This is a genomic window from Mesobacillus persicus, from assembly GCF_900109925.1.
In the GTDB taxonomy this organism is placed as follows: domain Bacteria; phylum Bacillota; class Bacilli; order Bacillales; family Cytobacillaceae; genus Mesobacillus_B; species Mesobacillus_B persicus.
This window is the reverse complement of the sequence record NZ_FOBW01000001.1, coordinates 266,020-289,804: the sequence shown is the minus strand read 5'-3', so window position 1 is coordinate 289,804 and position 23,785 is coordinate 266,020. Positions and strand designations below refer to the sequence as shown.

Sequence of the window (23,785 nt, the reverse complement as noted above, 5' to 3'; positions counted from 1 at the left end):
TTTACAATCGCTTAACGCACAACATGGATAAGCTTGTCTTGTTTCTCAGTAACATGTCCCACAATAGCGGCTTGTGTTAAACCTGCTGTATGTAGAGCTTCCACGTATGGGCCGGCTTCTGCCTCAGGAAGAGCAACCAGCAACCCACCTGAAGTAATTGCGTCGCATAGTACGAGTTGTTCTTCCTCGGCAATGTCACGATACTCGATATCGTTTTCAAGCCACTTATGGTTCTCTTTCGATCCACCAGGGACAACCCCTTGGCTAGCAAGCTCGAAGGTCCCATCAAGTACCGGAACTTTTGATAGGGAAATCTCGAGTGTAACCTCACTACCGCGAGCTATTTCGCTTCCGTGTCCAAGAAGGCCGAAACCTGTTACATCTGTAACAGCATGTGGGTGGAATGGTTTTAACGCTTCCGCTGCTGATTTATTCAGAAGGGCCATTGTTTCAGTAACGGCTTTTTCCTGATCTGCAGTGACCGCATTCCGTTTAATGCCTGTCGTCAGTATGCCTACTCCAATTGGTTTCGATAAGACCAATACATCTCCAGGTTTGGCACCGACATTTTTCCAAATAGCGTCTGGATGGGCGATTCCTGTGACCGATAACCCAAACTTAGGCTCTTGATCATCAACAGAATGTCCGCCGATTGTAATTGCACCCGCTTCCTTCACCTTATCTGCCGCACCTCGCATGATTTCCGCTAGGATATCCGGCCCTAGTTTTTTTACTGGGTACCCTACAATATTGAGGACCGTTTTTGGCTCTCCACCCATAGCATAGACATCACTTAAAGAATTGGCCGCCGCAATTTGGCCAAACATATATGGATCATCCACCACTGGGGTGAAATAGTCTACCGTTTGGATTAAGGCAATTGAATCTGTGAGCTTATATACACCAGCATCATCTGCGGTTTCATTGCCAACCAATAATTCAGGAACTGGCTCTTGTTTTGGTAATAGACGCAAAACTTGCATCAAGTCCTCAGGACTAATTTTGCATCCTCAGCCTGCTTTCGAAGACAAGGATGTAAGACGAATCTTTTCTTGTTCACTCAAACTAAACACCTCCAGTGAATAGTATACCGAAGCTTTTTCAAAAAATCACTTTTCAAATCCTTTCGGTTGCGAATTAGATAGGTTTTTACTAAAATAACATTACTAACTAGTCCTACTTCTGGGAGGGATAAAAAATGGAGAAGTTTCAAATTAAAGTCGAATTTTGCATGATGTGAAACTACGCCCCAAAAGCTGCGAGTATCGCAGAAGACCTATTTACACACTTTCGAGGGAAAATTGAGAAGATGGAGCTGGTTCCAGCAACCGGTGGTGTCTTTGAAGTATCGATGAACGGAGAAAAACTCTATTCAAAGGATGAGACCGGAGTGTTTCCATCATCTGAAGAAATTATTGCAAAATTAGAAGCATAAAATAAGGCGCCTGGTCTTTTCCAGCCGCCTTTTTTCATCCCTTATTTCGTGTTAAGTGGAGGAGGAACAAGCCACCCTTTATCTTTATTCATTTTTAGAAGTTTGTTATGGAGCTCTACTCTTTGAGTGTGAAACTCATTGTACATTTGCCCAATATCCTCTCGAATCGCCATGCTCATGATATAGCTGCAAAGCAGCTTTCCAGCCAACATTTCCTTACCGATTAGGGCGGCGACTTCTGGATCGTTGATTCGGGCACCTGCTGGGATGTCTTCAAGATTGACCATTGGTCGATCAGGCGGAGCAGGGGGCAGCCTTAGACCATTTTCTTTCAGGAGGCTTTCTACTTGTTCTTCTTCCTGCTTAATACAATCTTTCGAAAAATCACCAAGAAACTTTTTTAAATCCTCATCACCGGTATGGTTCATTAAAACTTGTAAGGTAACTAATAAAGCTTTTGATTCGAATAAATGATTCCAAAGATGATACACTTCACCTGCATGCAACGGCTCCTCTTTAGGATCTCCACTCATAATCCCCATACTATCCCTCCTGTTGTTGTCTTTATGCTAGTTTTTCAACAACAGGAGCGTTTCATACTTGGAAATCCTCGTTTTTATCCGATTGGTTAGTAATCAGTATCAATTACTTCTTACACCATACAAAATGCATCCAACACCTAGAAGAACCCAAAACATTTTTCCAAAGGAAATTTTATCTGCTAGTCCTAAAAGACCGATTGTCGTTGTCAAAATAAGAATGACAGGACCGACCAATGCAAGGGAACTATTGACTACTAGAGCTTTCCCAACATCATTTAGTTTCAACATTAAAATTGCCGCGAAAATTTCGATACTTCCTGATAAAATCCTTAAAGACGCCATCCCTAATACGGCTTTTTCAATTAAACTGAACATCAATTGTTTCCTCCCGATCTTGTCTTTTGTGAACAATATATGCACAAAAAGGAAAAAGAAGGACAAGGAATCGTTTTTCCATCGGTGATGTTTGGAAATAATGCTATAATATACGGGCAATTGTTAAATGGAGGGAATACAAGTGAAGGAAGTTCTTAGGCAAATGCCACCTGTCCACGAGCTACAAAAGGATGCTCGTTTTGCTTTAATATCTGAAAAAATAGGAATCGACCCGAGTATTCTCACGAATCATTTAAAAGACCTTTTAAGTGAAGTACGTCAGGGTATCGTAAAAAGCACCTGGAATGGTCCATCCCCAGGGGAAGCGGCCTTTTTAAGTCATTTATTTGAAGAATTAACAAAAAGAATGGACCAACAGCAAGGCTACACACTTAAACCAGTAATCAATGCAACTGGCACCATTTTACATACGAATTTAGGCAGGGCCCGCTTAAGTGATCGAGCCGTAAAACATGTCGTTGAAACAGCGCAGAACTATTCAAATCTAGAATATAAGCTTCAAGAAGGAAAACGAGGCTCTAGGCATAGTCATGCTGAAGAATTGCTAAAAGAAATCACTGGGGCAGAAGCCGCAATGGTGGTCAATAACAATGCAGCAGCCGTTTTTCTGATTTTACGTGCCTTGGCTGAGGACAAAGAAGTTATCGTTTCTCGCGGCCAGTTGGTCGAAATTGGTGGTTCCTTTCGAATCTCTTCGATCATGGAAGAAAGTGGAGCAAAGCTTGTCGAAGTCGGTACCACTAACAAGACGCATGCTTTTGACTACGAACGAGCCATTTGCGAAGATACGAGAATGATTCTAAAAGTACATACTAGCAATTTTAAAATCATGGGCTTTACAAAATCGGTTGAAACAGAAGAACTTGCAAGCATAGCCGAAAAACATAAAAACGTAATCTTTTATGAAGATTTAGGCAGTGGGGTACTTTATGACTTTCGTAAGCATGGAATTGGAGAGGAGCCGGTCGTTAGCGAAGTATTAAGGATGGGAGCCGACATTGTTTCTTTTAGTGGAGATAAACTACTAGGAGGACCACAAGCAGGAATGATTGCTGGAAAAAAAGAATGGATTGATAAGTTGAAGAGCCATCAGCTTGCCAGAGTTTTACGGGTCGATAAAATGACACTAGCCGCCCTAGAAGCTACTTTAACTGATTATCTAAAAGGGGAAAAGGGGATCGAGCAAATCCCAACGATTCGGGACCTCCTGATGGATCCAGAGCAAATTAAGGAAAGAGCCAAAAGCTTTATAGAGAAGTGTAATGGACTCTCTAGTCAATACACGTTTCGCTTAAAGGAAGGTACGAGTCAGGTTGGCGGCGGGACAATGCCTGACGTAGAATTGCCAACCTTCTTAGTTGCCATCTCCCATACGGATTTCTCTGCGGAACAGCTCGCAAGGAGGCTAAGAATGGAATCTACTCCAGCGATTATCGTTCGGATTCAGAAGGAAGAAGTACATCTTGACCTCCGAACGGTGGACGAAAAGGAAGAAAATGTAATTGTAGAAGCTTTAGCATCATTTCAATAAGTAAAACAGGTCCCGACCAAATTTGGTTGGGACCTGTTTTGGTCTTCTACATATCGTGGTTATGACCGTGTTTTTGCCTTGAATGGTTACGGTTTTTCACTTTTTTAGAGCCACTTAATGGTTCAGGTTGGCCCTCATTATGGCCTTTAGGAGCATTTTTGCGCATATCTTTGCCATCGTTTTTATTCATCCTTCATCCCTCCTGACTTTAGGTTGTTAAGAGGGGGGATAATTTATACTGAATAAATTCGCACGAACATGCACAATTTACGAATACTCGAGCAGACATCAAGCTTCGATATGGGAAATTCACTAATATATAGGAGGTAGATTAAAATGCCTTATCATAAAAATAAACAACAGGCTTATCAAGCTGCACAACAAGGATTTGAAGAAGTTCAAGATTTTTACCAGGAGATTGTACAAGATAGTGAAAGCTATGGACATCAACTTAAGCATTTGAAAAACGAAGTCAACGAAGCCTATCAACAAATTGAAAATGCGCTAGAGGTGGCATCTGAAACGCAGAGACCGCAACTAGAACGCTTTATGAGTGACCTAGAGCAAATTGTCGAAGAGGTCAATCTACCATAAGACATAGGCAAAACACAAAAATTTTGCAAACTAATCACTAATGGCATGCTCTAGATTTGGATGTGAAATCCCATCCGTAAAACGATCCATAATTGTGAGTAACTTTAACATTTCGACCACCCAAAAAGCGGAAGGGAGCAGCCTTCCGCTTTTCTATATGAGCTCATTAGATTTCGTTATTGGTTCTTCTTTCGTTTCTTATTGTTTTGCTTTTGTAATTCTGTTAAAGGTTCGTTTGATAGCTCCTCATTAAAACCTGCACCTTTTCCTTGGGCACTTGCCGCGTTCATCCCAGGAATAACATGATTTGCTTTTCGTTTTGCCATTCATCTCACCCCGTTTCTAGTAGTTTCATGAGTATTTTGCCCGCATTCGATGAATCGATACTTTTCCGCTATAGTAACAGCAGGAAAAGCATGTCTTGTCGGGGAAATTAAAAAAGTTTAAATAACCTGTTTAATCACGTTTGCACAGTAGGAATACGCAATACCATAAGTTTTTCTTATCAAAAACAATAACAATCTTGTCATTTACTTATACATAGAGTTATATTAAGATTAGAATTGTGAGAAAAGTTAGGAGAGAATCGACAATTCTAACTTTTCGACAATTACATTTATTTAGTGTATGATAGGTATCGACCAAAGGGGGTAGTCAGATGACTAAACAATTAACTGACCTTGATGTATTTAAAGCCCGCACTTCGTTTGAATCCAGCGGGAAACGCTATCATTATTACCGTCTAGCTGCACTTGAAGAAGCAGGACTAGGCAATGTATCGAAGCTTCCTTACTCTATTAAGGTGCTTCTTGAGTCTGTTCTTCGCCAATATGATGGCCGCGTTATTACAAAAGAACATGTTGAAAATCTAGTAAAATGGGGAACTAGTGAAGTTAAAGAAGTGGATGTACCTTTTAAGCCATCCCGTGTTATTCTACAAGACTTCACAGGTGTGCCTGCTGTTGTTGACCTTGCTTCTTTAAGAAAAGCGATGGCCGACCTTGGTGGAGACCCTGATAAAATCAATCCTGAGAAGCCGGTTGATCTTGTAATTGACCACTCTGTACAGGTTGATAAATACGGAACTGCTGATGCTTTACAAGCAAACATGGACCTTGAATTCGAACGTAATGCTGAGCGTTACCAGTTCCTAAGCTGGGCACAAAAAGCATTCGACAACTATCGTGCGGTTCCGCCAGCAACTGGTATTGTTCACCAAGTTAACCTTGAGTATCTTGCTGGTGTTGTTCTTGCAACCGAAAATGAAGATGGCGAATTCGAAGCATTCCCAGATTCATTAGTGGGTACTGACTCTCATACAACGATGATTAATGGTATCGGTGTTCTTGGATGGGGCGTTGGTGGTATTGAAGCAGAAGCAGGAATGCTTGGACAGCCTTCTTACTTCCCAGTACCAGAGGTAGTAGGGGTTAAATTAGTAGGCGATATGCCAAACGGTTCAACTGCAACTGACCTCGCATTAAAAGTAACTCAAGTTCTTCGTAGCCACGGTGTAGTTGGAAAGTTCGTAGAGTTCTTCGGACCTGGTGTGGTAACACTTCCATTAGCTGACCGTGCAACAGTTGCCAACATGGCTCCTGAGTATGGTGCTACTTGTGGTTTCTTCCCAGTTGACTCTGAGTCACTTGATTATATGCGTCTAACTGGACGTTCTGAAGAGCAAATTGACTTGGTTGAAACTTATTGCAAAGAGAACGGTTTATTCTTTGATCCAGCTCTTGAACCAGTTTATACAGATGTTATCGAAATCGATCTTTCTGAGATTGAAGCAAATCTTTCTGGTCCTAAGCGTCCACAAGATTTAATTCCTCTTTCTCAAATGAAGAAAAGCTTTAACGATGCGCTTACAGCTCCTGCAGGAAACCAAGGATTTGGTTTAGAAGCAGCTGAAGTTGAGAGAGAAGCGGTTGTTGAGTTCAACAATGGCGATAAAGCAACAATGAAGACAGGTGCAATTGCCATCGCTTCAATCACTAGCTGTACAAACACTTCTAATCCATACGTACTTGTTGGTGCGGGATTAGTAGCGAAAAAAGCAGTTGAATTGGGAATGGAAGTACCTAAGTTCGTAAAAACATCTTTAGCACCTGGATCTAAAGTTGTTACAGGATACCTTCGTGATTCTGGCTTACTACCATACTTAGAAACAATCGGATTTAACCTTGTAGGATACGGCTGTACAACATGTATCGGAAACTCTGGTCCACTACTTCCAGAAATCGAAAAGACAGTTGCAGACTCTGATCTACTTGTTACTTCTGTTCTTTCTGGTAACCGTAACTTTGAAGGACGTATTCATCCGCTTGTAAAAGCAAACTACCTTGCATCTCCACCATTAGTAGTTGCTTATGCATTAGCAGGAACAGTTAATATTGACCTTCAAAATGATGCAATCGGTAAAGACAAAGATGGTAACGATGTATTCTTCAAGGATATCTGGCCATCAACTGCAGAAGTAAACGAAGTTGTAAACAAAGTTGTTACACCAGAATTATTCCGCAGCGAATATGAAAATGTATTCAGCGATAACGAGCGTTGGAACGAAATTCAAACAAATAATGATGCACTTTATACATTTGATGAGGATTCAACTTACATTGCGAACCCTCCATTCTTCGAAGGCCTAAGCCCTGAACCAGGTACGGTTGAGCCGTTAAGCGGACTACGTGTTGTTGGTAAGTTCGGCGATTCTGTCACAACTGACCATATTTCACCTGCTGGTGCAATCGGTAAAGATACACCTGCTGGTAAATACCTACGTTCAAAAGGTGTTGAGGTACGTGACTTTAACTCTTACGGATCTCGTCGTGGGAACCATGAAGTCATGATGCGTGGAACATTCGCGAACATCCGTATCAAGAATCAAATTGCTCCTGGCACAGAAGGTGGCTACACAACTCACTGGCCAACTGGCGAAGTGACTTCTATCTATGATGCTTGTATGAAGTATAAAGAAGAAGGTACTGGCTTAATGGTCATTGCTGGTAAAGATTACGGAATGGGATCTTCTCGTGACTGGGCAGCAAAAGGCACAAACCTACTAGGAATCAAAACGGTTATCGCTGAAAGCTTTGAGCGTATCCACCGTTCTAACCTTGTGTTGATGGGTGTTCTTCCACTTCAATTTAAAGATGGGGAAAATGCTGAAACACTTGGATTAACTGGTAAGGAAGCATTTGATGTTCAAGTTGATGAAAATGTCCGTCCACGTGATTTAATTACAGTAACAGCTACTGATGATGCTGGGAACAAAACAACATTTGAAGCAGTTGTACGTTTCGACTCAGAAGTTGAAATTGACTACTACCGTCATGGCGGAATCCTACAAATGGTTCTACGTGATAAATTAAAAGCTTAATAAATAAAAGCCCTTATGTTTAAAACACATAAGGGCTTTTTCGTTTCTCTAATTGTCACTCAATTCTCATAATTCACCGCTAATTTGTATTGTAAACTCTGTAAATAAATTCTATTGTTAAGGTAGGAAATACTGAAAGGAGAGATTTCAATGAGCCTTTTTTCTATTGTGGCGAGAGAGGATTTTATATCAATCGTGCTGGATTGTAATGAGTTTCAAAGCAACGACGACCAATACCCACAAGAAATGACCATTTTCCGTGAAATTACTCCTAATCAATCTTTTTATATTTTTGCCGGACAAATTGAATATGGAGAGGCATCCTGGGAAGTAGCCAAAGCCCTCTCTGTTCAGGACTTAAAATTAATAGATATAGCAAACATTATCCATGATTATTTAAATAGGAAAGATCGTACTTCTGCTAAAATGGAGGCAGTAATAGGCGGTGTCTCCGAAAATGGCGAAATTCAATATCACATCATTACAGATGCCGAGGAGGTTCAATCGCATTATCCTAAAATAGGCGAGAGTCTATATTATGCAAATGACCTTTCCTATCGACTGAACCCGATGGAAGAGTTGGCAAGAAAACTAATGATGGAAGGAATGTCTTCAATCAAACAAGCTCAGACAGCTCAGTTAGCCTTATTAAGGAAGTTCACGGGAGCTAGGGCTGGAAACCCTGTTGCCCAGTGTATGGTCGTAGAAAAGCAGCCACACTAAAATTCTATGGAACATAAAACAAAGAAGCAACCGGAGCATAAAAGGATGCATGCCCGGTGCTTCTTAAGTTCGCGCTAAAATGCATATTGTAAAACATAATTACTAATAAAGAGAAGGGCAATCATATAAAGTGCAGGATGAATTTCCTTCCCTTTCCCCATCAACAATTTCATCACTGGATATAAAATAAAACCAATCGCCATGCCATCAGCAATACTGTATGTCAGAGGAATCAGGACGATAATTAATAACGCAGGGACACTATCCGTTAAATCATCAATTGGGATATTAACAATGTTTTGTAACATTAAGAGCCCGATTAAAATAAGTACGGGTGATACGGCACTCGGAGGAACAGCTTTAATAACTGGTATAAACAGTAAAGAAACGAGAAATAGCACGCCGGTCACAATACTCGTCAAACCCGTTTTCCCTCCAGCGGTAATACCTGCTGCACTTTCTACCGATGCAACTGTTGGACTTGTTCCAAAAACTCCAGAAGACAGTACGGAAACAGCCGTAGCCTGAAGTGATTTTTTACTGCTTTCCGGGCGTTTTAACATTTTGCTGTGCCCATGAATTAGGCCGATGTTTTCGAAAACAAGAACCATAGCCAGGCTAATCGCCGTAAGCCAAAAAATAAAGTTGCCAGCTTGCGCCCAAGAAAGTTGGCCAAACACCATGAAGTATTCGCTAAAATTCGGAGTAGAAAGCGTCACTCCCGCTGATTGAGATTCCCCAAACCCTACGGCTAAAACCGAGGTAATCACAATACTTAGCAATAGATTCCCGGGTACATTTTTGATAAATAATAGTAGAGTAATAATCAAGCCAATAAAAGTAATAATTGCTGTGGAACTGCTTAAATCTCCAATTGCAAGGAGGGTATGCTCTGAGTTGGTAATAATACCAGCGTTGTCAAAGCCAATTAAGATTAACAAGATTCCAATTCCAACTGTGATTGCTTCTTTTAACGAATCTGGGATGGAAGTCGTGATGATCTTTGCCAATGGTGTGAAGGCAATAATGATAAAAATAATCCCTGCAACAAACACAGTAGCCAATGCTTCTTGCCAAGAAAAACCCCCAGATTGGACAATCGTATACGTAAACATCGCGTTTAAGCCCATCCCGGGAATAAGTAGGATCGGTGTATTACTCCACAATCCGATAATTAAACAGCCAAAAAAGCTCGTTAAGATTGTGGCAATAATTCCAGCCTCCATCGGAATTCCTGCTACAGATAAAATTGTCGCATTTACAATAATAATATAAACGACAGTGATGTAGGATATAAATCCGGCAGAGAGCTCCTTTCCAATCGTAGTTTCATGTTGTTTCAAGTTAAAAAAACGTTCCATTTCAAATCACCTTTCTTAATACGTACATGATGCAAACGTTAATAAGCTTACCATGGACAATATATATATGAAAAATATATAATTCAAATAGAAACCATACTTTTTTTATATAGAAGGGACCATCATGGATATTAAACAACTAAGATATTTTATTGCGATTGCAGAAGAAAAGAATATTACCGCAGCAGCCAACAGGTTACATATGTCCCAGCCACCACTTAGTATGCAGTTAAAGCAACTAGAGGAAGAATTAGGGGTTAAGCTAATTGAACGGAACGGTAAAAGTATGGAGCTGACAGATAAAGGCGTTGTTCTTTATCAACATGCCCTGCACCTTGTTAATAGTTTAGAGGAAGTAAAAAATGAACTTATCGAAACAGAAGAGGGAAAAAAAGGAGTTTTATCGGTTGGTATCAACACGTTGTCAATCCCGGGATTTTCGGATATGCTCGTTTCATTCCATAAAAAATACCCATTAGTGACCTTGAAAATTGTTCAAAATGATTCGTTTTACTTGTCAGAAATGGTGAGATCTAGAGGAATTGAACTGGCATTTGTCCGGTTGCCACTCGAGCATCGAGGGTTGGCTTATCACCATCTCTTTCATGAACCTTTTGTGTTCGTAACTCGTGAGTCGGTCGAGAGCATTTCCTTAGAGGAAATCACAGAACTTCCCTTGATTATTCCTAGTACCGAGGGATTAGGGAGCTATAATACCATTTTAAACGCATTTTCAAAACAACAGCTAAAACCACATAGTATTGCAGAATGCTCCGATATGCATGTGTTAATGGACTTGGTTTCAAATGGAATAGGCGCTACGATTGTTCCAAAATCGGTTATGGATGTGTACGGGAATAGCAAGTTATTCTCCATCCCCATAAAGGACGTAAATTTATATTCCTCTGTCGGGATTATTTGGCTTGAGCAACACTTCACGTCGGCCCCAGCTCGGAACTTTATCACCCTTGTTAAAGAGACAACGAATTAACCTACTAAAAGGAGTTAAGAACCATTGAACGCAATTCAAGCAGGACCATTTATCATTAAATACACTTGGCTTTTCGCAATCACTGCGATCGTCGTTACCTACTTTTTATTAAAAAAATTATTAAAAGAGGATCAGGAATTTCGTGATCAGTTTCTCGATGCTTTAATTAATACATTATTAATAGGAATGGTTACATATAAACTGAGCATTCTTGCCTATAGACCAGAGTTGTTAACCACTAACCCACTCGCTGCTCTCTATTTATCAGGAGGGTTTAAAGAGTGGCTGACAGGCATAATTGCTGGTGGATTATACCTAGGCTGGCAGGGCCGTAAACAGAGTTGGTCTCCTCACTCAACTGGAAAGGCAATCGTATATGGAATTGTTACATTTATAACGACTTATTGGTTAACCCGCACCTTATTTTTCCTCCTTTTTTAGGGTAAAATACACGAAATTGAATGGATTAGGGGTGGGCAGTAAGATGATAAAAAAGGTGCTGATGATTTCAACCTTGCTTCTATTGTTTATGGTTGGGATAACTCAAGCAACGGATAGCGAAAGCAATGAGGAAAAAATAAATTTACAACAAGGGATGAAAATGAGTGCTGATGTAAGTAAACAAGCTCCAGAATTCTCATTGCGAACACTAGAGGGAAATGAAGTAAAGCTTTCTGATTATAAAGGAAAAAAGGTAATCATCAATTTTTGGGCAACATGGTGTCCGCCATGTAAAGCTGAAATGCCGGCAATGCAAAAATTGTATGAACGGGTGAATGGGCAGTTTGATTTACTAGCCATTAACATTGATCCTAAAAATGATGTAGCTGGTTTTGTGAACGACAATAGAATTACCTTTCCCGTGCTTCTTGATGAATCAGGAAAAATCAATGAATCTTATTCCATCCTTTCGGTACCGACAACCTTTTTAGTTGATGAAAAAGGGATTATCGTTAAAAAGCATATTGGTGCGATGACTCTAGATCAAATGGAGGAATTCATTAGTTATTAAGACGTTGGGTATATCCCAATGTCTTTTTTTTACGTTCACAAAATATTCACAATTAAAAATGTTTCCTCATAGAAATATTGGGTATTTAAAAAAGGATTAAATTTTCAAAAAGTTGTAATAATTGAAACCGTTTCTGGGCATACTTACTGTTACAATGATAACAAAGGAAGGTGAACATTATGAGAAAACCTAGAAAACGTTCTTTTGAAGAACTTGTTTTAGAAAATAAACGCCAAATCCTAAACGATCGCGATGCTCTAGAGAAGCTAGAAGCAAAATTAGAACAAAAGCGTCTAAGCAAAGCTGAGTAATAGCATTCTTTTTCCATAAATGATTCCCTCTTGTTCCGGTAAAACTATCGAAAGAGGAGGGGATTTAAATTGGGTAATCCAAAACGCGATAGTAAACACTTTGTTCCGAGCCATTTAGGGACACAACCTAAAAGCTTCGGACATAACAAAGGGAAAAAAATGCAGGATAAATCAGGAGAACATGCTCAGGTCATCCAGACTAAAGGCGAATAACTTTTTATACAACCCCGTCTTTATATAGGCGGGGTTTTTGTTGTGAAAATAAATTCACCTTGGGTATTTACACTCATTTCCTTTATATTTCTATGCCTTTAAACACAAACTAAACTCGGTCGCAAAAAAGGGGGAGAAAACATGGCTCACAATAAACCAAATCCGGATGATCGTAGTGATAATGTTGAGAAATTACAATCGATGATTCACCATACGATTGAAAACATGGAAGAGGCGGAAGAGGCAATGGCCTTTTCATCTGCTGAAGACCAATCACAAATCAAAGCAAAAAATGAAAGACGCCGAGATTCCATTGATGCTTTTCGTTCTGAAATAAGAGACGAAGCTAACGCCCGTAAAAAATAAATTTTGCGACCTAAGACCTGTCCAAATTGGGCAGGTCTTTTCATGTTTTGTTCTGAAATATGATAAGATACGAGATAATCCTATATTAAAGAAGTGATTTTTAATGAAACAACAACGAAAATTATCAGAAGAAAATCAGCTATTGCATAAGTGGGAACATGAGTTAACATTAAACGGTTATATTCGAGATGAAGGTGCCCTCCTCACTTATATAAAAACATTATCTGATGAACAAAACAGAAAAGAAAAAGCAGAATTACTAGCCTTAGCTGCCCTTTCAAGATCTTATCAGAACGGGCACGATACCGTTGTAACAAGCTGGATGGAAGAAGTTTTAAATATTGATCCGGAGAATCAACGTGCAATCCTCTACATTGCAGCTCATAGGTGGAAGGGAATGGAAGAAGTTTTTAATAAACTAAGTTTCCCTCCATTAAGAGAAACCGATAATCGGGCTGCCAAAAAGAAAACTGCCGAACAGTTCGTTTCTATTTGCCGACAATTCCTTGATTACTCAGAAAAACAATTAGATGAACTACAGGGGATCAACCATAGAGAAACGAGCGGGTATGAGGAGCAATATCAAAAATTAAAAAACCTCTTAGATGATGCCATTAAGGAAGCAACGTCTCTCCTCAAAGCCGCTGAGGAGTATGAAGAGTCCATTTCAGGTGTTTTTCATACTTCAGTCCATTATGAAGAAATGAAACTGCGTGTTAAGCATCTGGAAGAGATAAAAGTATTATGGAAAAATGAGTTTCTCTATAGCAAGAACGAAGCTCCCGAGAACGAAGATCCACTAGTTGAATTAAACAAATTGATAGGCCTAAGTTCTGTCAAAGAACGAGTGAATCGATATTATCAATTTCTCAAATTTCAAAAAAAGCGGAAAGATCTTGGATTCCAATCGAAGGATGCGCTTAGCTTCAATATGATTTTAACAGGGAACCCTGGAACAGGTAAAACAACAATCGCCCGTCTGTTAGCGAAGATTTATTACCAATTAGGCGTGCTCCCGAGGGCTGAGGTGATTGAGGCTGACCGGTCACAGCTGGTAGGTGCATATGTTGGACAAACCGAAGAAAATGTTCGTAAAATGGTTGAAAGAGCACTAGGAGGCGTTCTTTTCATTGATGAGGCCTATAGCTTAAAAAGGGAGGGCCAGTCAGGGAATGATTATGGACAAACGGCAATCGATACGCTTGTTTCACTGATGACTGGTAGTGAATATGGAGATCAGTTTGCTGTCATTCTAGCTGGATACCCGGAAGAAATGCGGCAATTTCTTGATTCAAACCCGGGGCTTAGAAGTCGTTTTCCTCAGTCAAATCTGATTCATTTACCAGACTACACCGATGAAGAGCTTCTCCAAATTGGTGAAAAAGCAGCCGCAGATAACGATTTTGCGCTATCAGAAGGAGCAAAAACTGAGCTCTTAGGCCGTATTGAGCAGGAACGGGTTGACGACACCTTTGGCAATGCCCGAACGGTCAGGAACATCGTCCAGGAGGCTATTTTTAATAAAGGTTCCCAACAAGAAGGAGAACTGGATTTTTTCAGTTATTCCCTTTTAGAGAAAGAAGATTTTATCAATGAAGAACAACAACCAACCAAAGATGCACAAGAGCAATTAAACAAGCTGATTGGTCTAGAAAATGTTAAGAATGAGGTTCGATCTCTTATTTCATTTGTTCATATGCAACAATTACGCCGCGATAAAGGTTTACCGGCTGTCCCAATTCAGCTTCATTCTGTTTTCACTGGGAATCCGGGAACAGGGAAGACAACTGTCGCAAAAATTTATGCTGAGCTGCTTAAGGAATGTGGGATTTTAAAGCGTGGCCATTTAATGATCGGAAGCCGAGCAGACTTTGTAGCTGGTTATGTTGGCCAAACAGCGATAAAAACAAAGAAGAAAATCCGGGAAGCACTGGGTGGAGTGTTATTCATCGATGAAGCTTATTCTCTTTTAGCTCAGGGTAACGGGGATTTTGGAAAAGAAGTCATTGACACCCTTGTGGATGAAATGACTCGCCATAATGAAAATTTAGTGGTAATCCTTGCTGGATATCCTCAAGAAATGAATCAGTTACTAGAAAGCAATCCAGGGCTTCGATCTCGATTTAAGAAGTTTTTCCACTTTCCTGACTATACCGCGACAGAATTATTAGAGATTATGGAGGATTACGCAGGTAACTATCAATATCAGCTTACTACAGAGGCAAAGGACTTTATCTATACTTCCTTAGAGACAACAAGCCTAGGCGGAAATGGTCGTTTGGCAGCTAACTTAATCAATGAAGCCATCCAGGCCCAGGCGTTTAGATTAATGGAAGATGGAATGTCTGATTTAACAGAGGAAGCGTTTAGGTTAGACAAGCAAGATTTTGAGCAAGCACTTTTAAAAATAAACAAAGGGGATTACTAAATGCACATATCAACAAAGGAAATTGAAGTTCGTTACGCTGAAACCGATCAAATGGGTGTTGTTTACCATTCTAACTATTTAGTGTGGATGGAGCTTGGACGGACAAAACTAATTGAGGATTTAGGATTTAATTATGCAGCGATGGAAAAGGAGGGAGTCATCTCTCCTGTGATTGACATCCAAGCATCATATAAAACCCCCGTCCGCTATGGTGAAAAAGCACTCATTAAAACTTGGGTTTCTGAGTATGACGGATTACGTGTTACATATAATTACGAGGTTTATAACGGTGCTGGGGAACTCTCATTAACAGGAAATTCTCGACACGTCTGTGTCAAAAAAGACTCCTTCCGCCCAATCTCGATCAAGCGTTCTTATCCTGAATGGCATGAGGCCTATATGAAAGCAAAAGCACAACCAGAGGAAGTTAGTGGGTCATAGGCGATGGCGTTTGGTATAAAGAGGTCCGAACTAAAAAGGTGGAAGGAAGAGGTAGCTCGAGGCGAAATCGCTTTTCTTACTCATTATTGGCTAGATGACCGATTTCCAGATTCTAAAACGGTCACGAAGGTAGGTTGCTCTGATATACAAAAATTGATTGAGTGGGGCAAGAAGCATCACCTTCAACCCGAATGGATTGACCAGCGAAAAGCAAACCTCCCACATTTTGACTTATTTGGGGCAAGACGGGACGAGATATTAAGAAAAGAAGGGCTTGACCATCTTATTTGGTAAGAACAAAAGCGCAAGCGCCTTGAACAGCCCCGAGGGGCTAGGCGCTGAGCTGGAATGTAAAGAACGAACACAATTATCCACACCCTTAACTTTTCCTAAACAATATAAAAAAGAACAAAGCAGACGCCAAAATAGCGTCTGCTTTGTTTTAACTATATTTGTACATAGGCTCTAAGGCATCGTTATTGTATTCAACAATAAGATTATGTCCATCAAAGTACCATAGGTCTTTTTCAAGTACATAATAGGTAATTCCGTTCTTCTTCACACTTGACCCCACCTCTGCCTCAGGTTCTTCATTTGAAATCCCTAAGGAAAAACCTTGCTGAATTGGACTCGCTCCGCCATAACGGGCAAAAAAACGAACAAAACTACCCTCGGTTAGGTCCATCTCAGATTGGTACCATGAAGCCGCTTCATCGCTGATTGTTAGTTCCATGAATATGTAAGCTCCCTTCCGTTTAACGTAGGTTCATTATAAAACCCAAATATCAACCTGTCGAAGTTTTTGTTTCACCAGTTATTATTATGGAGGAAAAGTGGAAAAAAACTCCCATCAAAGGATGGGTGTACCATTAGTTTACATTCAGAGGATCCATCATATGAGTTAAAATTTCTTCATATTTGGCAGAAGCATTTTCAAGACCAAAATCACTCGCTTGTTTTAACGGAACTACCTTGTAATTCCGTTGCCCCTTACTAGAAACAAAGGTAGGAAAGAAAGACGGATTAGCCAGTTCCACTGACATGCCTGAAGGGCTAACCTGTTTAATGATATCAACGGAGGCCATCCCGCCTATATCTTTATAATCCCACATCTGTCCTGATAGGAAATTTCCTAAAGAATAAATGACCAACGCTTGCCGCCCGTCTTGTGCTTTGAGCCATTCCATTGGCTGAAGGACGTGAGGATGATGGCCGAAGACAACGTCAACCCCTTCATCAACAATAAACTGAGCAAGTTCTTGTTGAATCGTATCAGGGAAGCGTTGATATTCATTTCCCCAATGAATACTCATGACAACGACATCAGAAACTTCTCTTGCGCGGTGAATCTCCTCCTTCATCGCCGCTTTATCAATTAAATTAACAAGAAAGTCCTTACCTTCAGGAACTGGAATACCGTTCGTCCCATATGTATAGGAAAGATAGGCAATGTTTATACCGCTATGGTTTAAAACTCTTAACCTTTGCTTGTCCTCATCATCTTTAAAAGAACCGACATAGGGAAGACCGACTTCAGTCATATAACTCATTGAGCTTTGTATCCCTTTTTCACCTTTATCCAGCGTATGGTTGTTAGCCGTAGAAACAATATCCACTCCAGCATCCATTAAAGCTTCTCCAACCTCACGCGGACTATTAAAGGTTGGATACCCCGATAAACCTAATTCAATCCCGCCAAGGATGGTTTCTTGGTTAGCGAGCAGTATATCAGGCTTCATCAACGCTTCTTTTACAGGTGCCAGCATTGGTTTAAAGTCAAAGGAATCAGTGGTTCTTGCATCCTCAAAAACCGTATCATGAATTAAGACGTCACCAATTGCAGCAATCGTAATCGTTTCTTGATACGTTTTCCCTTCGACAGAACTATCTCGTGTAATATGTTTAGTATTAGACAATTTGTCTGCATCTAAAGCGTTGGCTTCACTCTGTTCTTTTTGCAGGAACAGCAATCCTCCAGCTAATAGTATTACTGTTATAATCCCAGTTGTATAGAAACGTCGCTTTTTCTTCATCATTGCGGCTTCTCCTTTAGCCCTGTTGGAGCATTTTTATTTTCCATTCCTTATGGATAATATATTATAGATGTAGGAATATAGGTGAATTTGACGAAAAACTACAAATAATGTCCACAAATTGATTATAAACTTATCGTAGTCAAACGAACAATGAATTATTTAAGCTAGGGGGATATAAATGCTTAGTCTAACTGAGAAAGCGTGCGAAGTTTTAAAAAGCGTAGTTACAAAAGAACAAAACGAAAATGAGAGGCTCTTTATCCGTCTGTCAATGGGCATTGGTTGAGGAGGGCCAAAGCTACAGTTGTCTCTGGAGGAGCAACCCTTATCCGATGATCAAATTTTTCACATTTATGAGCTTGATCTTCTCATACATAATCAAGATATGGTTTATTTTGAACATACGAAATTAGATTATGTCATCGATACCCTGGGATCCGGACGATTTCAATTACTGAAAGTGTGAAAAGAATATTTACTGAGATGAATAGATTGCAAATAAACAAGGAGGGGCAAGTGCTACCCCTCCTTGTTTTATTTCTTTTTATTAAACCATTTAACTTTAGGCTCAGTTTTTTCGCGGATTCTTTTAATGTTTGCCCGATGACGATAAACGACAAAGGCCATTAGGAAGAACACAACAAGAATTAAAGCAACATCTCCAGTAAACAGGGCATAAATGAACGTGGCAATCGCCGTTAAAATCGAAGACAACGAAACATATTTACTCGTAAGTAGACTGAGCAGGAAAAAGGTAAGCATAAATAAGAACAAATAAGGCGCATAGGCTAGCAGAATCCCACCTGAAGTAGCGACTGCTTTTCCCCCTCTGAAACCTGCAAAAATTGGATACATATGTCCAATAACCGCAAAAATCCCCACTAAAAGCATATGTAAACTAGAATCAAAGAGAAGGGGAAGAATTGCTGCAAGCGTTCCTTTTAAGATATCAGCCAGTGTGACAGCGATGCCTGCTTTCACACCTAGAGTACGAAACGAATTCGTTCCTCCTAGATTTCCGCTTCCATGCTCGCGGATGTCCTTTTTGTAGAAGAGCTTGCCCACAATCAGACCTGACGGAATCGATCCAAGTAAGTAAGCCAATAAAAGAATAAGACCATTTACTGCCATTAAAATTTCTCCTTTAAAAATAATATAGTTATTGTACCACGTTCTAATAATATTTCTGCTACTTTTCGTTCAACAAAATTCATAATTGTCCATTAAGTAGTTTCAAGCACATCGGTACATTTCTAGACAATCATGGGTTAAAATGAAGAAGAAGCATAGAATACAAAGGGAGTGGGTTGCATATGGCTATTGAATATCCAAGCCGCGAACAAATTGGTCAAATATTAAAAAACTCAAAAAGAATCGCAGTTGTAGGGTTAAGCGATAATCCTGAGCGAACCTCCTACATGGTTTCCAAAGCGATGCAGGATGCTGGGTATGAAATCATTCCTGTTAATCCAAATGCAGAGGAAATTCTAGGGGTGAAGACTGTCTCATCCTTAAAGGAACTGGAAGGGCATGTAGATATCGTGAATATTTTCCGACGTTCCGAGTTCTTACCTGAATTAGCTAAAGAATTTGCTGAAATCGACGCGGACATTTTTTGGGCTCAGCTTGGAGTCGAAAATGAAGATGCTTATCATTTTCTAAAAGAAAAAGGTTATACTGTCATCATGGACCGCTGCATCAAGGTAGAACATGCAATGACCAAGTAAATTACACGCGGAACCAACTTTAGGTTCCGCGTTTTGCATCGACTTTCGCTAAGTTCTGGATGAAATTGAAGGTATCAACTACTTTTAGACATAATATACATATTGTCAACCAATCTGTGGTCTTTCCAAGGAGTGATTTGATGAGTGAACCCGAACAAACAGAAATACAAGAAGAACAAAACAGGGTAGAGTGGATTACGGACATAATCAAGAAGAAATTCACAAAACTCAAGAAGCATACGGACAAAATCGAATCTGAAGCGCTTCATATCCGCAGCACGTTTTGGGAAGATGTCACCGTTAACTTTGATGAACCCGATGATGTCGGTGAAACTTATACAAGCATTAAACAGCAGGCCGAACTTCTGTCTGAACGTGAGCGTAGCCAAACGCAAATCGATAAACAAATCAAAACGTTTACAAGGCTTAAAAACTCCCCTTATTTTGGGCGTATAGATTTTCACGAAGATGGAGAGCGTCGCGCCGAGTCCATTTATGTAGGCATCGCATCTTTTATGGATGAAAAAGACGAAGAATTTTTAATTTATGACTGGAGAGCACCGATATCAAGTCTATACTACGACTATCCACCAGGACCTGCTGAGTATCAAACTAGTGTTGAGAAGGTGACGGGGAACATTGACCTTAAGCGTCAATTCGTCATTAGAGACGCAAAGATCAAAGCTATGTTTGATACCGGAGTGACCATCGGGGATGAGATGCTTCAAGAAGTGCTCGGAAATCACGCAGATACACAAATGAAAAGCATTGTGGCTACCATTCAGAAAGAGCAGAACCAAATCATCCGAAATGACCATAGTAAGCTCTTGATTGTTAAAGGAGTAGCCGGCAGTGGGAAAACATCGGCAGCGATGCAGCGGATTGCCTATTTATTATATCGGTACCGAAACATTATTAAATCAGAAAATATCATGCTATTCTCTCCAAATCCAATGTTTAATAGCTATGTGGCGACGGTTTTACCTGAATTAGGCGAAGAGAATATGCAGCAAGCAACCTTTCAGGAATACCTCCTATCCCGAATGGGTAGAGCATTGGAATTAGAAGATATCTTTAGCCAAATGGAATATTTGCTCTCCAACAGCAATGACAAAGACTATTTTGTCCGCCTCGAAAGCATTCGGTTTAAATCTAGTTTGAAATACAAAGATTTAATTGACAGTTATGCGGAAGGATTAATGGAAGCTGGATTGATTTTTAGAGATATCCGTTTCCGTAAAGAAGTACTGTTTAGTCAGGAACAGCTCTATGAATACTTTTATTCACTAGATCGAACTATTTCCATTCCAAACCGAATTCAGCTGGTGAAAGAGTGGCTGCGTCTTGAACTGAAAAAAATAGCAAAACAGGAACAGAAAAAGGAATGGGTTGAGGAAGAAATTCAATTTTTAAACAAAGAAGAATTTCTCGATGCCTATAAACAGCTTCAGGAGAAAAAACAGTTTAATGAAGATACCTTTGATGATCTGGAACGCGAACAGAAGGTTCTTTCAAGAATGCTCGTGAATAAACGGATGAAACCATTGTTTAATGCGGTGAAAAGATTGAAGTTTGTTGATATGAGGGCTATTTATACACAATTATTTGAAATGGCTCACCCTTCCGTAGAACTACCATCCTCTTGGAAGAATATCTCGACAATGACGGTGAAAGAGTTACAGGAAAGAAGAATAAGATACGAAGACGCGACTCCATATCTTTATTTACAGGACTTAATTGAGGGGCGGAAATCAAACACAAGCATCCGTCACGTATTCATTGATGAGGCGCAAGATTACACTCCGTTTCAATATGCGTTTATTCGGCAGCTATTTCCTTACAGTAAGCTGACATTACTAGGAGATCCAAATCAGGCTGTCTACTCGGGGCCAACAGACTCTGAAACCGTATTAGCAGAGGATGCCCTTGGGATTGTTGAGAAAGAAGTGATTACCCTATCCAGAACGTACCGGTCTACAAGGCAAATTGTGGAGTTTACTCGGCAATTGATAGAAGGTGGGGATTCAATTGAAGCGTTTAATCGAAATGGCGACAAGCCACATTTAACGATTCAAGAGAATAAAGGACAACTTCATAGTTCCATTGTTGAAAGGATTAATAATTGGAGGGAAGAGCATAAAACCATCGCTGTGATTTGTAGAACGGAGCAAGAAAGTCGGAAAGTTTTTCAAGCAATCGGAGAAAAACTAAGTGCCAGGCTAATTGAAAAAGGTACAATCGCTTATGAAAAAGGAATTAGCATTCTACCTGCCTATCTAGCAAAGGGAATTGAGTTTGATGCTGTCATTATCTATGATGCCTCTGCATATCAGGAAGAGGGCGAACGGAAGCTTTTTTACACTGCATGTACGAGGGCCATGCACGAATTGCATTTGTTCTCTACAGAGTATCCACCATTTCTAAACGGGGTAAATAGAGATACTTTCATACAATAGTGAAGAAGGGGAGGAATTTCATCCTCCCTTCTTTTCACAGTAGTTAAATTTATATCTAAAAATAATTAATACCCAAAAGCAACAAAATTTGAGAAAAGAGCATTAGCGAAAGATATTTAATCTCTCCCTTATTTTATTACGGGTGGTTTTACCCCCTTCTGCTACTTGTGCCTCTTTTAAGGCTTGGTTCACATTTATTAAACCATTTCCAAACTGAATATCCTTTCCTCTTTTCCCGAGATCTCGTGCAGAGTTTTGGATGATTGACATGATATCCTTATTAGTTAAATTAGAATTCGTGGCTTTCATTAATCCAGCCAAACCAGCTACATGGGGAGCTGCCATCGATGTTCCTGAAAGCGAGGCATATTGCTCGTTAAAATAGGTGCTTGGGATATATTCACCTGGAGCAGAAATATTGATATAGCTTCCGTAATTCGAAAATCCTGCAAGTGAGCCATCGTAACTAACAGCTGAAACACTAATGACTTCGGGATAAGCTGCTGGATAGGAAGGTTGCTGTGAGCTATCATTTCCGGCGGCTGCGATTAACACCACATCTTTTTCATAAGCATAGCGAATTGCTCGTTTTAAAACGTTCGACTCCTTGTAATTCCCTAAGCTAAGATTAATGACATCTGCACCATGGTCAACTGCCCAAATGATTCCCTTTGATATATCAAACGTCGTTCCATAACCCTCAGCGCTCATTGCTTTTATCGGCATGATTTTGTTATACCAAGTCACCCCAGCAATCCCTTCGCGGTTATTGGTTTCTGAGGCGATAATCCCGGCGACATGAGTACCATGACCATTGTCATCATCAGGATGCTGATTTTCACCGAGCACGTTATAACCTGCCACAAGTCTATTTACTAAATCTGGATGATCCAAATCGACTCCGGTATCTACTACCGCTACCGTAATGTCTTCATTGCCACGAGAAATCGTCCATCCCTGTTCTGTTCCGATAGCAGGTAAATTCCATTGATACTCCTCTTGATAATATTGATCGTTTGGCAGGTTTAGCCCATTTGCATTCCTAATTGAATTTTGCATCAGCAAGTACTGTGGTTCTGCATAGTCCACTTTAGGCTTTCCTTGAAAATATTCAAGCATTTCAGGGGTTTCTATGCTGTTCGACCGGAACAGGAGAAGGAGTCCATCCTGTTTGATGACTCGTCCATCTATATCTTGTAATATTTGCTCTAGGTCAGCCTTTGTTGGTGCAGTTGTAAAGTTCACCGCAACTTCATGGTCAAGATAATGACTGGTATCCTGTTGATTATGGTGAAAATGAGTAACTTCCACGCGATTATCAAGATGATGTTTAAGCTTGTTCCCACGAGTAACATTGTTTATTTGTAATAGGTGAGAATCCTTCTTGGTTCCGTCTAATATCAAGGGAGTTTCTTTGATATTTTGAATCCTATTTATTTCTTGAGTCTGAAACAAACTACTTGATGCTATAATAACAAGCACCGTGGAAACGGCTATGAGTAAGATGATTTTAGAACGATTCAAACAATACACCTCCTAAAAGTTTACCTTGTTACCTATATGTTATGGTTTAAAAAGAAAAATAACGGCGGGAATCATTGGCATGTAGGAATTAAAAGGTCAATTATAATCGTGTCGAGATTTCCGAATTTGTACCCAAAATGACAAAATTTATGACAAAAATAACTAGAGAAAAGGGAAATCAATTTGCCAAATCATGAGAAATCGCTAAAATAAAGCATATAAGGCTTTTAAAAATATGATAAAATAAGCCAGGAACGAACGTTTGTTAGTTCTTTTTCATTTTTAGGGGAAAGATTCTCCTAAGAAACATTCGAATTCA

The 23,785-nt window shown here is 39.9% G+C and carries 25 protein-coding genes and 1 pseudogene; 16 read left to right on the top strand and 10 right to left on the bottom strand.

Translation table 11 applies throughout. The features are described from left to right. Positions 1 to 11 precede the first annotated feature (11 nt). The gene (gene selD / locus BMX30_RS01415) at positions 12 to 1,064 is read right to left on the bottom strand and encodes a selenide, water dikinase SelD (protein ID WP_090740466.1); all 1,053 of its coding nucleotides are present in this window, start codon (positions 1,062 to 1,064) and stop codon (positions 12 to 14) included. 188 nt (positions 1,065 to 1,252) lie between these two features. On the opposite strand from selD, the pseudogene BMX30_RS01410 reads away from it, so the two are divergent. Continuing rightward, positions 1,253 to 1,435 (top strand): annotated as a pseudogene (locus tag BMX30_RS01410) (Rdx family protein); the annotation flags it as partial. A 41-nt stretch (positions 1,436 to 1,476) separates the two neighbouring features. On the opposite strand, the gene BMX30_RS01405 reads toward BMX30_RS01410, so the two are convergent. Both BMX30_RS01405 and BMX30_RS01400 read right to left on the bottom strand, forming a co-directional pair. Beyond that, positions 1,477 to 1,977 carry a DUF3231 family protein gene (locus BMX30_RS01405; protein ID WP_090740462.1) on the bottom strand — a complete coding sequence of 167 codons (501 nt, stop codon included), beginning with the start codon at positions 1,975 to 1,977 and terminating at the stop codon, positions 1,477 to 1,479. A gap of 99 nt (positions 1,978 to 2,076) precedes the next feature. Continuing rightward, positions 2,077 to 2,352, bottom strand: a complete 276-nt coding sequence (locus tag BMX30_RS01400) for a YqhV family protein (RefSeq protein ID WP_090740460.1) — start codon at positions 2,350 to 2,352, stop codon at positions 2,077 to 2,079. A 142-nt stretch (positions 2,353 to 2,494) separates the two neighbouring features. Between BMX30_RS01400 and selA the strand changes: the two genes are divergently transcribed. Continuing rightward, a complete protein-coding gene (gene selA / locus BMX30_RS01395; RefSeq protein WP_090740458.1) occupies positions 2,495 to 3,904 on the top strand; it encodes an L-seryl-tRNA(Sec) selenium transferase in 1,410 nt (469 codons plus the stop codon). A gap of 46 nt (positions 3,905 to 3,950) precedes the next feature. Here the strand turns inward: selA and BMX30_RS01390 are convergent, their stop codons facing one another. Further along, positions 3,951 to 4,094, bottom strand: coding sequence for a small acid-soluble spore protein P (locus tag BMX30_RS01390; RefSeq protein WP_090740456.1), 144 nt, complete (start codon positions 4,092 to 4,094; stop codon positions 3,951 to 3,953). Between the two features lie 146 nt (positions 4,095 to 4,240). On the opposite strand from BMX30_RS01390, the gene BMX30_RS01385 reads away from it, so the two are divergent. Then, on the top strand, positions 4,241 to 4,498 hold the full coding sequence (locus tag BMX30_RS01385) for a hypothetical protein (RefSeq protein WP_090740454.1): 258 nt from the start codon (positions 4,241 to 4,243) through the stop codon (positions 4,496 to 4,498). Between the two features lie 176 nt (positions 4,499 to 4,674). Here the strand turns inward: BMX30_RS01385 and sspO are convergent, their stop codons facing one another. Next, positions 4,675 to 4,824: a small acid-soluble spore protein O gene (sspO, locus tag BMX30_RS01380; protein ID WP_090740452.1), complete on the bottom strand. Its 150-nt coding sequence runs from the start codon at positions 4,822 to 4,824 to the stop codon at positions 4,675 to 4,677. A 332-nt stretch (positions 4,825 to 5,156) separates the two neighbouring features. Between sspO and acnA the strand changes: the two genes are divergently transcribed. Both acnA and BMX30_RS01370 read left to right on the top strand, forming a co-directional pair. After that, positions 5,157 to 7,877: an aconitate hydratase AcnA gene (gene acnA / locus BMX30_RS01375; RefSeq protein WP_090740450.1), complete on the top strand. Its 2,721-nt coding sequence runs from the start codon at positions 5,157 to 5,159 to the stop codon at positions 7,875 to 7,877. A 150-nt stretch (positions 7,878 to 8,027) separates the two neighbouring features. Continuing rightward, on the top strand, positions 8,028 to 8,600 hold the full coding sequence (locus BMX30_RS01370) for a hypothetical protein (protein WP_090740448.1): 573 nt from the start codon (positions 8,028 to 8,030) through the stop codon (positions 8,598 to 8,600). A gap of 74 nt (positions 8,601 to 8,674) precedes the next feature. On the opposite strand, the gene BMX30_RS01365 is transcribed toward BMX30_RS01370, so the two are convergent. Beyond that, positions 8,675 to 9,961 (bottom strand): NCS2 family permease, encoded by a 1,287-nt coding sequence (locus BMX30_RS01365; protein ID WP_090740446.1) that lies wholly within the window; start codon positions 9,959 to 9,961, stop codon positions 8,675 to 8,677. A 124-nt stretch (positions 9,962 to 10,085) separates the two neighbouring features. Between BMX30_RS01365 and BMX30_RS01360 the strand changes: the two genes are divergently transcribed. From BMX30_RS01360 to BMX30_RS01320, 9 genes are all read left to right on the top strand, one after another. Then, positions 10,086 to 10,952 carry a LysR family transcriptional regulator gene (locus tag BMX30_RS01360; protein WP_090740444.1) on the top strand — a complete coding sequence of 289 codons (867 nt, stop codon included), beginning with the start codon at positions 10,086 to 10,088 and terminating at the stop codon, positions 10,950 to 10,952. Positions 10,953 to 10,976: 24 nt separating this feature from the next. Continuing rightward, positions 10,977 to 11,393 (top strand): hypothetical protein, encoded by a 417-nt coding sequence (locus BMX30_RS01355; RefSeq protein WP_090740442.1) that lies wholly within the window; start codon positions 10,977 to 10,979, stop codon positions 11,391 to 11,393. Between the two features lie 43 nt (positions 11,394 to 11,436). After that, entirely contained in the window at positions 11,437 to 11,964 is a 528-nt protein-coding gene (locus tag BMX30_RS01350; RefSeq protein ID WP_244532478.1) for a TlpA family protein disulfide reductase, read from the top strand. Positions 11,965 to 12,143: 179 nt separating this feature from the next. Continuing rightward, positions 12,144 to 12,275: an FbpB family small basic protein gene (locus BMX30_RS01345; RefSeq protein ID WP_090740440.1), complete on the top strand. Its 132-nt coding sequence runs from the start codon at positions 12,144 to 12,146 to the stop codon at positions 12,273 to 12,275. A gap of 69 nt (positions 12,276 to 12,344) precedes the next feature. After that, positions 12,345 to 12,488 (top strand): acid-soluble spore protein N, encoded by a 144-nt coding sequence (locus tag BMX30_RS01340; protein WP_090740438.1) that lies wholly within the window; start codon positions 12,345 to 12,347, stop codon positions 12,486 to 12,488. 141 nt (positions 12,489 to 12,629) lie between these two features. After that, positions 12,630 to 12,854: a small acid-soluble spore protein Tlp gene (gene tlp, locus BMX30_RS01335; protein ID WP_090740436.1), complete on the top strand. Its 225-nt coding sequence runs from the start codon at positions 12,630 to 12,632 to the stop codon at positions 12,852 to 12,854. Between the two features lie 103 nt (positions 12,855 to 12,957). Next, positions 12,958 to 15,282, top strand: coding sequence for an AAA family ATPase (locus BMX30_RS01330; protein WP_090740434.1), 2,325 nt, complete (start codon positions 12,958 to 12,960; stop codon positions 15,280 to 15,282). Then, positions 15,283 to 15,723 (top strand): acyl-CoA thioesterase, encoded by a 441-nt coding sequence (locus BMX30_RS01325; RefSeq protein ID WP_090740433.1) that lies wholly within the window; start codon positions 15,283 to 15,285, stop codon positions 15,721 to 15,723. Positions 15,724 to 15,726: 3 nt separating this feature from the next. After that, complete coding sequence (locus BMX30_RS01320) at positions 15,727 to 16,017, top strand: hypothetical protein (RefSeq protein WP_090740431.1); 291 nt, start codon at positions 15,727 to 15,729, stop codon at positions 16,015 to 16,017. 148 nt (positions 16,018 to 16,165) lie between these two features. On the opposite strand, the gene BMX30_RS01315 is transcribed toward BMX30_RS01320, so the two are convergent. The 3 genes from BMX30_RS01315 to plsY form a co-directional block, all read right to left on the bottom strand. Further along, positions 16,166 to 16,456 (bottom strand): HesB/YadR/YfhF family protein, encoded by a 291-nt coding sequence (locus BMX30_RS01315; protein ID WP_090740429.1) that lies wholly within the window; start codon positions 16,454 to 16,456, stop codon positions 16,166 to 16,168. Positions 16,457 to 16,592: 136 nt separating this feature from the next. Next, the gene (locus BMX30_RS01310) at positions 16,593 to 17,756 is read right to left on the bottom strand and encodes a CapA family protein (RefSeq protein ID WP_170843775.1); all 1,164 of its coding nucleotides are present in this window, start codon (positions 17,754 to 17,756) and stop codon (positions 16,593 to 16,595) included. A 537-nt stretch (positions 17,757 to 18,293) separates the two neighbouring features. Further along, on the bottom strand, positions 18,294 to 18,890 hold the full coding sequence (plsY, locus tag BMX30_RS01305; protein ID WP_090740426.1) for a glycerol-3-phosphate 1-O-acyltransferase PlsY: 597 nt from the start codon (positions 18,888 to 18,890) through the stop codon (positions 18,294 to 18,296). Between the two features lie 182 nt (positions 18,891 to 19,072). On the opposite strand from plsY, the gene BMX30_RS01300 reads away from it, so the two are divergent. Then, positions 19,073 to 19,486 carry a CoA-binding protein gene (locus BMX30_RS01300; RefSeq protein ID WP_090740424.1) on the top strand — a complete coding sequence of 138 codons (414 nt, stop codon included), beginning with the start codon at positions 19,073 to 19,075 and terminating at the stop codon, positions 19,484 to 19,486. Between the two features lie 140 nt (positions 19,487 to 19,626). Then, positions 19,627 to 21,942, top strand: coding sequence for an RNA polymerase recycling motor HelD (gene helD / locus BMX30_RS01295; RefSeq protein ID WP_090740422.1), 2,316 nt, complete (start codon positions 19,627 to 19,629; stop codon positions 21,940 to 21,942). A 102-nt stretch (positions 21,943 to 22,044) separates the two neighbouring features. On the opposite strand, the gene BMX30_RS01290 is transcribed toward helD, so the two are convergent. After that, the gene (locus BMX30_RS01290; protein WP_170843759.1) at positions 22,045 to 23,466 is read right to left on the bottom strand and encodes a S8 family peptidase; all 1,422 of its coding nucleotides are present in this window, start codon (positions 23,464 to 23,466) and stop codon (positions 22,045 to 22,047) included. Positions 23,467 to 23,785: the final 319 nt, after the last annotated feature.